The organism is Polaromonas sp. (genome assembly GCF_039930745.1).
Classification (GTDB): Bacteria; Pseudomonadota; Gammaproteobacteria; order Burkholderiales; family Burkholderiaceae_C; genus Polaromonas.
Genome location: NZ_JBDTTH010000103.1, coordinates 1 through 13,759, shown reverse-complemented (window position 1 = coordinate 13,759; position 13,759 = coordinate 1). Strand labels below are relative to the sequence as shown.

Genomic DNA, 13,759 nt, shown 5'->3' with positions numbered 1-13,759 from the left:
ATTTGGATGAAAAATCTCAACTCAAAGGGGTCAAATTTGCTCGGCAATCAACAGCGCGACGACACCCAGCCTGGGCGGCTGGGTTAGGAGTGCAACGACGAGTGATGTTGTTTTAACCATGCTCCTTTCGGGTTGCGGCCAAAAAGGGCCATGCGCAGCGTTGCAAAGCCTTGCCGGGCGTCAGCCCGGCTGCATTTTGCGCCTCGCGCATGACCTTTTTGACTCGCAACGCATCTTGCATAAATAGTGTGAACAGGCCTTAGTCTTTCAGGAAAGGCGCCAGCGCCTGCACCGTGTTGGCGGCCGCGCCGCGGTGTTGTGCCGAGAACTGCAAGCCGGCCGCGGCAGCGGCCTGCTGCGCGCTTGGCCGGCTCAGCATGGCGCGGACGCTGCGCGCTGCTTCGGCCATGTCTTGCACGCGGCGCGCGGCGCCGGCGGCTTCGGCAAGTTCAGCAACCTCGGCAAAGTTGAAGGTGTGCGGACCCATGATGACGGGGCAGCCGCAGGCGGCGGCTTCGATCAGGTTTTGCCCGCCCAGCGGCGCAAAGCTGCCACCCAGCAAGGCCACGTCGCTCATGGCGTAATACAGCGCCATCTCGCCCAGCGAGTCGCCGAGCCAGACATCGGCTGCGGCCGGCGGCGAGCCGTTCCAGCCGGAGCGGCGCGACACCGACAGGCCATGTTTTTCAACCAGCGCCTGCACCTCGTCAAAACGTTGCGGATGGCGCGGAACAATCAGGACCTGGAAGTCGGCAGCTGCCGGCACCAGCTCCTCATCCGCTATCTTTTCAGTAGCTGGTTGCGCCCGTGTGGAAAGGGCCAGAGCCGTTATTTCCTTCAAAAACTCGTCTTCCTCGCCTTCGCGCGAGCTGGCCAACATCAGCACCGGCCGGCCCAGCGCTTGGCGCCAGCGCTGCCCGAGCGCCTGCTGCGCTGCATCGGGCGCGGCGTCGAACTTGAGGTTGCCGAACACGCCCTGCACGGGCGCACCCAGCGAGCGCAGGCGTTCGGCGTCGCTTTCGCTCTGCGCGTACACCGCCGCCAGCGCGGCATAAGCGGGGCGCGAAAGCGGCGCCATGCGCAGCGCCTGTTGCAGCGACTTGGCGGACAGGCGCGCATTGACCAGTGCCAGTGGCACGCCGCGCGCCTTGGCACACGCCACGGCGTTGGGCCAGACTTCCGTTTCCAGCAGCAGGCCCAGACGCGGCCTGAAGTGTGTGAAAAACCGTGCCACCGCCGCTTCGCTGTCCCAGGGCTGCCAGACCTGCACATCGCCCCTGCGCAGCAGACCGACGCCTTCTGCGCGACCGGTGGCCGTGCCGTGGGTCAGCAGGATGCGCAGCCCCGGCCACTGCGCCCTCAGCGCCTCAATCAAAATGCCGGCGGTGCGCGTTTCGCCCAGCGACACGGCGTGCACCCAGACCAGCTCGGATTGTGTTTCGGGCGCTTGTGTGTACACACCAAAACGCTCTTCCACGAACTCGAGGTAACCCGCCTCGGCTTGGCCACGCCGCAACAGCTTGCGCCGCAGGAAGGGCTGGGCGGCCCACATGAGTAAGGAGTAAAGCTTGCGGATCAGGGGGTTCATCACTGGGATGGCAGCATACCCGAGGTCGAAGGCGGGGCCGGCTGGCAGTTCAGCCAGGCGTCCCACACCGCCTGCACGGAAGGCGTGGGCTGAGCAAAAATGCTGAGCTGGCGCGCAAGGTTCGCATCGGTCAGCCGTTGCAAGGGGCCGGTGCGCCAGGCGGTGTCGAAGTTGTAGATCTGCACATGTGGCAGGTCCAGCGCAACGGCGATATGGCTCAGGCCGCTGTCCACGCCAATGACGCCAGTGGATTCGGCAAGGTGCTGCGTCAGCGCATCCAGCGACAGGCGGGGCCAAACCACGGCACGCGGCGCGGCGCCCGCCGGCACATCGTCGTTCAGCGCCGCAGCGATGGCCTGGCTGGTGGCCAGTTCATCGGTACTGCCATGCGGCAAGGCAATGCGGTAGCCCTGCGTATTGAGCTGACGGCCCAGCATGATCCAGTTTTCCATGGGCCACTGCTTGTCGGTGCGCGAGGTACCATGCACAAACGCTATGGTTTCAGGAGCCGCTTGCGCCCGCTCCATAAGGGCTGGAGCCTCTTTTAACCCGAAATCTGGCACCGACGGCACAGAGTAACCCAACGCGCGCGCGCACAGCTCGCGCCCGCGCTGCATGGCGTGGATGTGCGGCTCCATGGCAATCGCCACATCGGCGACCCAGCGGGTGGGCGCCTCGTAGCCCGAGCCTTCGGTCTGGTTGGCCAGTGCGTAACGCTTGCCACCCGGCGCCAGCCGAGCCAGCCGCGCGACGACGGCCGATTTGGTCAGGCCCTGCAGGTCAATTACCGCGTCGTAATGCACCGCCTGCAACTGTTTTTTGAAAGCACGCCACTCGACGCGTGTGGCCGCAGTCCAGAACGATTTGCGCCAACGGCGTATCTCGCAGGGAATGGCACGCTGCAAGTTGCCGCTTGCAAGCAGCGGCGACAGCAGGGGCGCAAAAGAAGTTTCAACCACCCAGTCAATCTGCGCGCCGGGCCGTGCGGCCAGGATGTCCTGCACCACGGGCAAGGTATGCACCACGTCGCCCAGGGACGAGAGTTTGACGAGGAGGATTTTCACAACCGAGCCAGCCTCAAGCGCGGCAGCTCTTCGTCAAGCAGGGGCCGCGGATCTGGCTTCGCCAGTCCGCAGGCGCAGCGCCCCCCTGGGGGGCAGCGAAGTACACGAAGTGACGAGCGTGGGGGCATTAGTGAGCCGGCGCAGCAAAGCTGGCGTCGGGCTTCACGCTGCGCAGCAGCTTGAGCATGTCGGCCTCAATGCGCTTGAGCGCCGCCTCGGTGTGGCCTTCAAAACGCAACACCAGCACCGGCGTGGTGTTGGAAGCGCGGATCAAACCGAAACCATCGGGCCAGTCCACGCGCACGCCATCAATGGTGGTGATTTTTGCAGGCGCAGGGAAGCTTGCAGATTTGATCAGCGCCTCCACCAGCGTGTGCTGCTCGCCTTCCTTGCAGGCCACATTGAGCTCGGGCGTGCTGAAGCTGGTAGGCAGGCCGTTGAGCAGCACGCCGGCGTCGGGCACGGCGCTCAAAATCTCTAGCAGCCGCGCACCGGCATAGGTGCCGTCGTCAAAGCCGAACCAGCGCTCCTTGAAGAAGATGTGGCCGCTCATCTCGCCGCCCAGCGGGGAGTTGACTTCCTTCATCTTCGCCTTGATCAGCGAGTGGCCCGTCTTGTACATCATGGGCACGCCGCCGGCGGCTTCAATCTCGGGCGCCAGTCGCTGCGAGCACTTCACGTCGAACACGATGGCGCCGCCGGGCGCACGCGACAGTACATCGCGCGCGAACAGCATCATCTGGCGGTCGGGGTAGATGTTCTGGCCGTCGCGCGTGACGATGCCGAGCCGGTCGCCGTCGCCGTCGAAGGCCAAGCCCAGTTCGGCGTCGCCAGACTGCAGCGCAGTGATCAGGTCTTTGAGGTTTTCCGGCTTGCTCGGGTCCGGGTGGTGGTTGGGGAAATTGCCGTCCACTTCGCTGAACAGCTCCGTCACCTCGCAGCCCAGCGCGCGGAAGATGCCAGGGGCCGACGCACCGGCAATGCCGTTGCCGGAATCAATCACCACTTTCATCGGCCGCTTGAGCTTGATGTCCGACACAATGCGGTCGCGGTAAGGGGCGAGCACATTGACATGGGTGACGCGGCCCGGTGCCGCCGGCGCGCCGCCGCCCGGCGCTAGCATGCCGCGCTTCAGGGCCTGAATGTCTTCGCCAAAAATCGCGCGGCCGGCCAGCACCATCTTGAAGCCGTTGTAGTCGCGCGGGTTGTGGCTGCCGGTGATCTGGATGCCGGAATTCGCCAGCGTGCAGGCTGCAAAATAAAGCATGGGCGTGGTGGCCATGCCGATGTCAATCACATCGATGCCGCTGGCGACCAGCCCGCGGATCAGCGCCTCGCTCAGGGCGGGGCCGCTGAGGCGCCCGTCGCGGCCCACCGCCACGGTGCGCTCCCCCTGGGCCAGCGCGGTGCTGCCGAAAGCCCGGCCCAGCGCCTCGGCAACAGATTCATTGACGGTGGAAGGCACCACGCCGCGAATGTCATAGGCCTTGAAAATCGATGCGTCAAGCTGCATGGGGTGAAGCCCTCCCTTGGAATGTTGAGTGGCGTCGATTGTAGGCGCGGGCCCTGCCGGGGAGATGTCCGAAAACGGCTAGTACTGGCCCGCATGCCGCGTATTATCAGGCTCATGAATCCGAACACCGCCCCCCTTGCAGACGATGCCTGCTACCTCGCGCTGAAAACGCGGGACGCGCGCTTCGACGGCAACTTTTTTACGGGTGTTACCTCAACCGGCATTTACTGCCGCCCGGTTTGCAGTGTCAAAACCCCGAAACGCGAAAACTGCCGTTTTTTCGGCCATGCCGCGCAGGCCGAAAGCGCCGGATTCCGCCCCTGCCTGCGCTGCCGACCGGAGCTGGCGCCACACTCCGTCGTCTGGTCCATCCAGGACGCCAGCTACATCCTGGCCCACCAGGCCGCCCGTCTGCTTGACGAACCCGAGGCGTGGACGGATGCCGCCCCTTCTGTTGACTTGCTGGCCGCGAGGCTGGGCATCAGCGACCGCCATGTGCGGCGTATTTTCGAAGTGCAGTTCGGCGTCTCGCCAGTGCAATATCTGCAGACCCGCCGCCTGCTGACGGCCAAGCAGTTGCTGGCCGACACGGCCCTGCCGATCACGCAGATTGCACTGATCAGCGGCTACGCCAGCGTGCGCCGCTTCAATGCCGCTTTTGTCGGCCATTACGGCCTGAACCCGACGCAGCTGCGGCGCCAGGGCGCCACCCCTTCGGGCGCGGGCATCACCGTGAAGCTGGGTTACCGCCCGCCCTACGACGTGGCGGCGATGACGGGCTTCTTCAGGAAGCGGCAGATCAATGCTATCGAATTTGTAGCTGATGGCGCAGGCCGGATGGGGATGGGACGCACTTTCCGTGTGGAATCCGGCGGCAAGGTGCATGCCGGCTGGGTGCACGCCACCTTTGACGAAGAGCGCTGCCACGTGGTGCTGCGCATCAGCGACTCGCTGGGCGAAGTGTTGCCGCTGGTGATACGCCGGCTGCGCGCCATGCTGGACCTGGACGCTGACCCGCAAGCCATCAACAGCGCGCTACACGCCTCTTTTCCCGGTGGTGACGGCCTGCGCGTGCCGGGTGCGATGGACGGGTATGAATTGGCGGTGCGTGCGGTGCTGGGCCAGCAGATCACGGTGGCTGCCGCGCGCACGTTGGCGCAGCGCATGGTGGACAAACTCGGCGAGCCGATCACCACGCCCTGGCCCGAGCTGACCCGGCTGTTCCCCGCAGCGGCGGTGCTGGCGCAGGCCAGTGGCGACACGTTGGGCCAGCTGGGCATCGTCAGGCAGCGGCAGACCGCGATTGTCGGCATTGCCCTGGCCGTGGCGGAAAAACGCCTACAGCTACACGGCGGTGCCGACGTCAACGCCACCATTGCCACGCTGAAAGAGCTGCCCGGCATTGGCGACTGGACGGCGCAGTACATCGCCATGCGGGCGTTGCGCTGGCCCGACGCCTTTCCCGCTGGCGACGTGGCGCTGCACAAGGCGCTGGGTGTGCAGGGCCTGAAAAATCCGGCCAAAGAAGCCGAGCTGGCATCCATGGCCTGGAAACCGTGGCGAAGTTATGCAGTCATCCGCGCCTGGGGTGGTGCAATGGCGCAAGCGTCCGACAGGCCTGCGATAGATGCGTTAGAGGAATGAATCATGCACCCCGATTTCATTGGACTCAAATGCGCCACCGCGCGACCATCAGGAGTGAACGATGGAGGTTTCTTTTCGCCTGACATGCCCGCGCGATCGATCAAATTATTTTGCTACCAAATTAATAGCTTACAACCCACGTATCCAAAGGGGAAACCCCCTTTAACAGCCTGATAACAGGCGGAAACCCGAAACCATTCAAAAGGTGACCCACATGAAATTTGACCGTTCCATCGTCCAGACCACTTTCCAAAGCCCACTGGGCAAAATGATCATTGCAGCGACAGACAAGGGCCTCGCCGGGCTCTGGTTTGAGGGCCAGCGCCATCTGCCACAGGAACTGTTGGCCCCCGCGCTTGTCGCTTCGCGTACTGCAGTGTGGCCCAGCGACCCAGACCACCCGGTGCTGCAGGAAGTCAGCCGGCAGCTCACCGAATATTTTGCGGGTCAGCGCACGCAGTTCGATGTGCCGCTGGACCTGGCCTATGGCACAGCGTTCCAGCAATCGGTGTGGCAGGCCTTGCTGAAAATCCCGCAAGGCGGTACTGCCAGCTACAGCGAGGTCAGCCGGCGCATCGGCAACCCGACTGCGGTGCGGGCGGTGGGTGCAGCCGTCGGCCGCAACCCGGTGAGTATCATCGTGCCCTGCCATCGCGTGATGGGTGCGGGCGGCGCGCTCACCGGCTACGCCGGTGGGCTGGACCGCAAGGCCGCCTTGCTCACACTTGAAGGCGTACTACAGGGGAGCCCCTCTTGAGCTTGACATCCACCGCGGTACCCGCCGCTGCCCGCCAGAAAAACTGGGCTCTCGACTTTGTTCTGCTGGCCGCCATCTGGGGTTCGTCCTTCTTATTCACGCGCCTGGGCGTGGGTGAGTTTGGCCCGCTGCCGACCGCCGCCGTGCGCGTGGCCATTGCCGCGGCCTTTTTGCTGCCGCTGGTGCTGCTGCGCGGACTCGGGCCCACGCTGGTGAAAAACTGGCGCCATGTGTTCCTGATCGGCATGTTCAACTCGGGCATTCCGTTTGCCTGCTTTGCGTTTGCGCTGCTGTCTATCACCACCGGGCTGTCAGCCATTCTCAACGCCACCGTGCCCATGTTCGGCGCGCTGGTGGCTTGGCTCTGGCTGAAAGACAAGCCCAACCACTCGCGCATTCTCGGCCTGGTGGTCGGCTTCGCTGGCGTCGCCATGCTGGCCTGGGACAAGGCCACTTTCAAGCCCGATGCTTCGGGCGTGGCGCCGGGCTGGGCGGTGCTTGCGTGCCTGCTGGCCTGCATTTGTTATGCACTGTCGGCCAGCTACACCAAGCGCTACCTCACCGGGCTGCCGCCGCTGGTCACCGCCGCAGGCAGCCAGATCGGCGCCACGGTGGGGCTTGCGCTTCCTGCCCTGTGGTTCTGGCCGGCAAGCATGCCCGGCACGACCGCCTGGCTGGCCCTGCTGGTGGTTGGCGTGTTGTGCACCGGCATTGCCTACATTCTGTACTTCCGGCTGATCGAGACCGCCGGACCCGCCCGGGCGCTGGCTGTAACTTTTGTGGTGCCGGTGTTTGCCGTTTTGTATGGCGCGCTGTTCCTGGGGGAAGCGGTGACGCTGTGGATGCTGTTCTGTGCGGTGGTCATTGTGTGCGGCACTGCGCTGTCCACCGGCCTGCTTAAAATCGGCCGATGAGTTCTGCACGCAAAGTCAAAATCAAGCTCAAAGCCAGCAAGCCCCGCAACCCGCTGGTGGTGCATGCCGCGCAGCGCAAGGCGGGTTCACACCGGAAACCGCAAGCTGCGTTGCGGCGGGAAGAAAAAATGGCGCTAAAAAAGCAGTTGCACGAGAGCTGACACCACGCGCGCGCACTCTGGGGTTCAAGGGCTTCCCCGGCCGACGACCTCCTGGAAATCCGCAAAAGACACCGGCTTGATCAGCACCGCATCAAACCCGAACGTGCGAATATGCGTCACTTCTTCAATGATGGCGTGGGCGGTGTAAGCCACCAGCCTGACCGTGCCGACGGGACAGGTTTTCCTGATGATCGTGGCCAGCTCCAGTCCGTCGATGCCGGGCATCCGGATGTCGAGCAGGATGAATTCCGGGGTGCAGGTACCCAGGTAAGCCAGGGCCGAGTAGCCTTCCGGGCATTCGTGCACGCGCCAGCCCAAAGCCTCGAGGTAGGCGCGCGCCAGAATCCGGTTGAGTTCGGCGTCGTCCACCACCAGCGCCTTGCCGCGTTCAATGAGCAGCGTCATCGCCCACTCCCGTGTTTGCCGGCAGCTGGATTTCAACCGTGGTTCCCGCACCGAAGCTGGAGGCGACGTAGATCCGTCCCCCCAGCAGCTCCACCAGTTCCCTGCTGAGCGCCATGCCCAGGCCGCTGCCCCGTTCGGGCACACCGGTATCTGCGCCAAAACCGGAATGGCCAAAGCGCTCGAACACATGCTCCAGCTGCCCGGGGCTCATGCCCGGCCCGCTATCGGATACCCGGAACAGCCAGCAGTCGGTGCTTTGGTTTTGGGTGACCTGGAGGACAACACCACCCTGTGCGGTGAATTTCACGGCGTTGTGAAGCACGTTGTTCAGGATCTGCATCAGCTTGATGCGGTCCGTATGGATTGTTTTCGGCAGCCCGGGGGCGTAGTCAACACGGAGGGTGAGTTTTTTACTGGCGGCCGCATGGCGATGAATTCCCCTGACCGATTCGCATACCTCGCACAAGTCGCACGGAGTCACGCCTATCTCCATACGCCCAGCTTCTATTTTGGCGAGATCCAGCATGGTGTTGACCAGCTGGTGCAAATGCCTGGCACTGCTGTTGATCATTTTTCCGTAGGCAATGGACTTCTGCATGTCGCTGGAGCGTGAAACCAGTTCCGAAAAGCCGAGAATTCCGTTCAGGGGTGTACGCAGCTCGTGGGAAATATCGGCGACAAAGCGGGACTTCATCTCATTGGCAGAAATTGTCTTGGCCTGGTTTTCCTGCAGTTGTCGCGCGGCACGGTTTCTCAGACGGAGGTTGCGAATTCCATAAACGGCCGAGCCATTGACACCGAGCAGGAACAGGGCAGCCATGAACATTTCCCGCCAGCCTGCTGTCCGCGGCAACGCCGAGAGATCGGTACCCACTACGACGCTCAAGGGAAAGTCGCCCAGAGGCTCTACATACCAGGACACTTCAGGCTGCAAGCCAGTGGCGGCCGTGAGGAAATGCCCGTGCATGCGGGCACCGGGCTGACCTGGCGCCATGGCGGGAGTCGCCAGCGCCGGGTTAAAGCTCGAGGCGCCGAACCAGGCCCGGGGCATGCCATCGGAGCCGATCAGGCCAAAATTGACTTCGGGCGTTGCCAGGGCCGGGCCGAGAAAACGGCCGAGGAAGGCCGTATCCACACTGGCCATAATGACGCCGGAGAAGCTGCCGTTTCTGCGAAAAATGGGGCGTAAAAATTCAATGCTGGCCGGCGTCAACGCACTGCCAGCCACCGGCCGGCTCACAAAAAGCGAATCACTGGAGTTGCTGACATGTGCCAGGAGTTTCGCCCCGTCACCCAGATCCACCTGCCTGACATTGGCGTTCATCGAGCAGGCCACCTTCATACCGGAAGCATCCACCACCGCCACCTGGAGAATCAGGGCCTTTAGGGCGGGCGAGCCCTCATGGAAATCCCGGTAGTCTCCCAACCGCGACTGGGCCATCCATTCTGAACGCCCCTGCTTCAAGGTCTGATCGACAAGCTGAAAGGCCGCAGAAGCGTATTGCGTCACAAGATGGGAAAGGCGCCTGTTGTTGGCCTCCATCTCGAGAGTCGAAGCGCGCCGGCTGTTGCTTTCGACGTAAACCAGAGCCAGACAGAACGCCAGAGAAACCAACAAGGCGATGGAAGCAACCCATAACTGCAGGGCATCAATCTCGTGGCGGCCAAGCATTTTTTTTGCCGCATGAACAGGGCGAAGCATGTTCCGGATGCGCCGGGCCCGGTCACTGAAAATCCCTGGCTCAGACATAAATATCCTTGGCTCTTCCGGCCGATGTGTTGGCACCGACCGGCAACAAAGGGCTAAAACCCGCTAACGCTATTCATTGCGAAGTGAGCCCCGCAGATGAAGGAAGACTCACATCCCATTCAAAATGCTTTTAATTATTTTTGTGATATCAATGATTATAGCCGGCATACCAGAAAAATGCATGCAAAATCGTGCATTGTTCCGGCGCCGCCAGCTGGACGGATAACGGCGAGGTAATTCGCAGCACCCCCAATGTCCACGGTGCATGCATTCGCCCAGAGCAACTGGCGGGCGACAAGACGGCCCGGAGAACTACAGCCCCGTCACTCCTCGACCGGCCTTACCTCTTATTTCTGGAGGACCCGGCCCAATTCTTCAAACACGGCCAGCCGCGACAGGGGTTTCGTGAGGTAGCCGCTCATCCCCGAAACGAGGCACAGCTCCCGGTCCTGATCGAGTGCATGCCCACTGACTCCGATGATTGGAATTTCTGCCAGGTAGCGGCGGCGTACGCTCGTTTCCGACGCTGCCGCGGTTCTGAGCAGACGGGTCGCGGTCAGTCCGTCCATCACCGGCATGGAAACATCCATCAACACGGCATCCAGCAAATCGTCAGCCATCAGGCACTGCACAGCTTCCTCTCCATTCGACGCCAGCAGTACGGTGGCACCTTCCCTCTTGAGCCACGCTTCCACCAGCGACTGGCTGGTCAGGTCATCGTCCACCACCAGGATGCGCGTACCGGCCAGTGCGTCCAGGCTCGCTGGCAGCCCCGTATCCACGAAATGAGGTGCTTCGCGCGTGGCCTCCAACTCGATCCAGAACTCAAACTCCGCCCCTTTGCCGGGCTGGCTGGTAACGCCTATCTTTCCCCCCATCAACTCGACAAGCTCCCTGGAGAGATGCAGCCCGAGCCCTGAGCCCCCATACTTGCGGGCCGTCGAGCTGCTGGCCTGGTAAAACGACTGAAACAGACGTGCCTGCCCTTCAGGCTTGATGCCTATTCCGGTGTCGATCACCGAAACAAGCAACCGCCAGCGGTTGCGCGCAACATTCACCAACTGTCCGGACAGGCGCACGCGGACGCTGCCCTGCACGGTGAATTTCAGCGCGTTGTCGACCAGGTTGTTGACTACCTGCGCCAACCGGTGCGGGTCACCGATAAAAAACCGGTGCGCCACATCACTGTCAAAGCTGATGTCCAACCCTTTGGCCAAGGCCGTCGGATGGAAAGCATCCACCACCGCCTTGATTCTCTCGACTACATCGAACGGAAGCCTTTCCAGTTCGGTCAGCCCGGCTTCAATCTTGGAGATGTCCAGCACATCGTTGAGCAGAACCCTCAATTTTTTGGAGCTGGCCTTCAGACTGCTGACATACGAGCGCTGCACCGGGTCCAGATTGGTGGACGCCAGCAGGTCGATCATGCCCATGATCCCGTTGAGCGGTGTCCTGATTTCGTGGCTGGTGTTGGCGAGAAAGCGGCTTTTGTTTTCGCTGGCCTGCTTGAACTCCAGCATTTTTCCCTTGGCCAGACGCAGCTCCAGGCCTTCAATCAGGGGAATGCGGATGGACAGACGGACGTGGCGGGCGCCCTGAAACAAAAAACGGCGGACCGAACATTTCGCGGCAATCGTCTTGCGGTCGGTTCGCAGCAGCAACAGGTCAACTTCCGCATGGGGAACACTCTCCCCGGGCGCCATATCGCGGTTATCAAGAAGGGCGAGTATTTTCTCGTGATCAGCGGGCGCAACAATCCGCGTGATGTGCGCCGCCTGGAGATCGCGCGAGGTCCAGCCCAAAATCCGGGACACCTCCGAGTTCAGGTAGGCGATCCTGGCATGGGCATCCGTCACGATGGTCAGGAGCGGCAATTCGTCCAGCACGCTCAATGCCATCTCGCCCATGCCGGTTCCTGCAACGTGCTGCTTCTGGCCGCCCTGCGACAAGTCCTGCTCCAAAAAGCGTTTCATTGCGTCAATTCCGATCAATAGGCCTTGCGGAAGAGTCTCTTTCGGGGGGTGCCTGGACGCTCACCGGCAACGGGCAATCTGGCTCTTCAAACCTTCTGGATACCAATGTATGCTTATTGCCGCAGGCTGCAAGCCCGGATTGGGGGCCGCCTTGATCTGCCTCAGCCGCCAGCGCCGAAAGGAAAGCAAGCACAAACGGGGATTCAACTGGATCTCTCGATTTGAAACTTTGCCTATACTTGCAGGATTGCCAATCCATGGAAACCAACTGTAACAGGCTAACAGAAAAAAGTTTCCGTAAGGCCGGATTGATTTCGTTTTCGGTGAATTTTGTTGATTCACTGATGGAACCATTACAAGTAATTAGCCTCAACCGCCCCCGTCATCAAGTTGCCCAGGGCTGATTTACACATACCATGCCGAACATGCTCGACCTCGAGGAAAGTGACCAGATGACCGTGGACTATGTTGGCATTGGAGAAGCAGCGAAAATTCTCGCCCTCTCAAGGACTTCCATCCAGAAATTGGTGGACTCTGGACAACTCGCCGCCGTAAAAACGACGGGAGGCCATCGGCGCATCCTCCGCGAGTCGATCGAAGAACTCAATCAGAAGATGGGGCCCAAGGCCATGCTGCGGCTGGCTGCACCGTCCCATCGCGGCCAGGGTCCCGCGGCGCCGGCTGGCATGCAGCCGGCCACCAGCCGCGCGGACGAACTGCATGTGCTTGTGGTCGAGGACGACGCAGCTACGGCAGCCCTGCTGACCGGCATTCTTGCAAAAAATTATCCCGAGATGAAATGCACCCTGGCGACCGACGGCCTGGACGCTGTGCTGCAGCTCGAGCGCATACGCCCGCGAATACTGATCACCGATCTGAACATGGAGCCATTTGACGGCTTCAGGCTGATCCAGATGGTGTCCGACCGGTCGGAATACCACGCCATTGCAATGGTTGTGATTTCGGGCATGAGTGAGCAGGAAATCGAAAAACGGGGTGGATTGCCACCTCATGTACTTTTCCTCAACAAACCTGTCAACATGGACAGGCTCAAAGGTTTTCTGGATGCCCATGTCCAGATGCTTCGCCAACACGGCTGAAGACAAGGCGGGCGCGATCATCCGCCGGCCCCTCGTTCATTTCGTTTCTCATGTACCAACAAATAGATATTCCCCGATTCGAAAAATCCGCAGGCGGGCTGGACTTGCTGGCCGTGGTCGCCCGGGCCTTCCTGCGCCAGTTGCCGCAATGGAAAATGGAGTTTGCCTCCAGGTCCGAGGATTACGATATCGCCGCGCTGAAGGACCTCCTGCACAAGATGAAGGGAAGCTGTCACGCTATCGCCGCCCATGGCGCTGCAAGCCGCTTCGAGCTGGCGGAGCAAGGCATCCAGCAGATCCCGCACCATGCATGGCGCGATCAATCAGTGGCCTTGCTCGATCTGGTTGCCCAGGTTGAAAAGGAGTTGCGCATGCTTGGCGCGGAACGGGATGAACATGCAGGCGTGACGACACCGCCTGCATGAAAGGGAGAGGAAAAGGAAGAGGAAGATCGTGAAAAGAAAAAAGGTTGTTTGCCATGTTTCTACAGCAAACAACCTTTATCTTTCTGGCGGAGTGGACGGGACTCGAACCCGCGACCCCCGGCGTGACAGGCCGGTATTCTAACCAACTGAACTACCACTCCTGGTAGTGACAACATTCGCTCTTTCGAGCCAAGTCGCCTGCTTGCGCAGGCTTGTTGTCAACTTGTGCCTTGTGCTTCACATTGTTGTGAAGAATTCTGGCGACCCTAAGGGGATTCGAACCCCTGTAGCCACCGTGAAAGGGTGGTGTCCTAGGCCTCTAGACGATAGGGTCAAAACCTTGGAACTTCCGGACGGGCTTTTGTGATGACACAAAGACCCGGCTAAATTTCAAATTCTTCGCGACAAACTTTTGGTGGAGGTAAGCGGGATCGAACCGCTGACCTCTTGCATGCCATGCAAGCG

Annotated in this window: 12 protein-coding genes and 2 tRNA genes; 6 read left to right on the top strand and 8 right to left on the bottom strand. The window is 61.5% G+C overall.

All coding sequences use genetic code 11. The features are described from left to right. Nucleotides 1-259: 259 nt before the first annotated feature. The 3 genes from ABI660_RS20590 to ABI660_RS20580 form a co-directional block, all read right to left on the bottom strand. Nucleotides 260-1,588, bottom strand: coding sequence for a 3-deoxy-D-manno-octulosonic acid transferase (locus tag ABI660_RS20590; protein ID WP_348071619.1), 1,329 nt, complete (start codon nt 1,586-1,588; stop codon nt 260-262). Next, the gene (gene waaC / locus ABI660_RS20585) at nt 1,588-2,652 is read right to left on the bottom strand and encodes a lipopolysaccharide heptosyltransferase I (protein ID WP_348071617.1); all 1,065 of its coding nucleotides are present in this window, start codon (nt 2,650-2,652) and stop codon (nt 1,588-1,590) included. Before waaC ends, ABI660_RS20590 begins: the two co-directional genes overlap by 1 nt. A 127-nt stretch (nt 2,653-2,779) precedes the next feature. After that, entirely contained in the window at nt 2,780-4,165 is a 1,386-nt protein-coding gene (locus ABI660_RS20580; protein WP_348071615.1) for a phosphomannomutase/phosphoglucomutase, read from the bottom strand. Between the two features lie 114 nt (nt 4,166-4,279). On the opposite strand from ABI660_RS20580, the gene ABI660_RS20575 reads away from it, so the two are divergent. The 4 genes from ABI660_RS20575 to ABI660_RS20560 all read left to right on the top strand — a co-directional run bounded on the left by ABI660_RS20575 (nt 4,280) and on the right by ABI660_RS20560 (nt 7,641). After that, on the top strand, nt 4,280-5,809 hold the full coding sequence (locus tag ABI660_RS20575; RefSeq protein ID WP_348071613.1) for an AlkA N-terminal domain-containing protein: 1,530 nt from the start codon (nt 4,280-4,282) through the stop codon (nt 5,807-5,809). Between the two features lie 214 nt (nt 5,810-6,023). After that, the gene (locus ABI660_RS20570; protein ID WP_348071611.1) at nt 6,024-6,566 is read left to right on the top strand and encodes a methylated-DNA--[protein]-cysteine S-methyltransferase; all 543 of its coding nucleotides are present in this window, start codon (nt 6,024-6,026) and stop codon (nt 6,564-6,566) included. Beyond that, nucleotides 6,563-7,480: a DMT family transporter gene (locus tag ABI660_RS20565; RefSeq protein WP_348071609.1), complete on the top strand. Its 918-nt coding sequence runs from the start codon at nt 6,563-6,565 to the stop codon at nt 7,478-7,480. The genes ABI660_RS20570 and ABI660_RS20565 overlap by 4 nt, the downstream gene beginning before the upstream one ends. Further along, the gene (locus ABI660_RS20560; protein ID WP_348071607.1) at nt 7,477-7,641 is read left to right on the top strand and encodes a hypothetical protein; all 165 of its coding nucleotides are present in this window, start codon (nt 7,477-7,479) and stop codon (nt 7,639-7,641) included. Before ABI660_RS20565 ends, ABI660_RS20560 begins: the two co-directional genes overlap by 4 nt. 24 nt (nt 7,642-7,665) lie before the next feature. Here ABI660_RS20560 and ABI660_RS20555 read toward each other — a convergent pair whose 3' ends face one another. The 3 genes from ABI660_RS20555 to ABI660_RS20545 form a co-directional block, all read right to left on the bottom strand. Next, complete coding sequence (locus ABI660_RS20555; protein WP_348071605.1) at nt 7,666-8,046, bottom strand: response regulator; 381 nt, start codon at nt 8,044-8,046, stop codon at nt 7,666-7,668. Next, nucleotides 8,030-9,718: an ATP-binding protein gene (locus ABI660_RS20550; protein ID WP_348071603.1), complete on the bottom strand. Its 1,689-nt coding sequence runs from the start codon at nt 9,716-9,718 to the stop codon at nt 8,030-8,032. Before ABI660_RS20550 ends, ABI660_RS20555 begins: the two co-directional genes overlap by 17 nt. Nucleotides 9,719-10,143: 425 nt before the next feature. Next, a complete protein-coding gene (locus ABI660_RS20545) occupies nt 10,144-11,769 on the bottom strand; it encodes an ATP-binding protein (protein WP_348071601.1) in 1,626 nt (541 codons plus the stop codon). A gap of 416 nt (nt 11,770-12,185) precedes the next feature. Between ABI660_RS20545 and ABI660_RS20540 the strand changes: the two genes are divergently transcribed. Both ABI660_RS20540 and ABI660_RS20535 read left to right on the top strand, forming a co-directional pair. Then, nucleotides 12,186-12,869 (top strand): response regulator, encoded by a 684-nt coding sequence (locus ABI660_RS20540; RefSeq protein WP_348071599.1) that lies wholly within the window; start codon nt 12,186-12,188, stop codon nt 12,867-12,869. Between the two features lie 50 nt (nt 12,870-12,919). Then, complete coding sequence (locus ABI660_RS20535) at nt 12,920-13,294, top strand: hypothetical protein (protein ID WP_348071597.1); 375 nt, start codon at nt 12,920-12,922, stop codon at nt 13,292-13,294. 84 nt (nt 13,295-13,378) lie between these two features. On the opposite strand, the gene ABI660_RS20530 is transcribed toward ABI660_RS20535, so the two are convergent. Then, nucleotides 13,379-13,455: transfer RNA gene (locus ABI660_RS20530), tRNA-Asp, on the bottom strand. Nucleotides 13,456-13,552: 97 nt separating this feature from the next. Beyond that, nucleotides 13,553-13,628, bottom strand: a tRNA-Glu gene (locus ABI660_RS20525). Nucleotides 13,629-13,759: the final 131 nt, after the last annotated feature.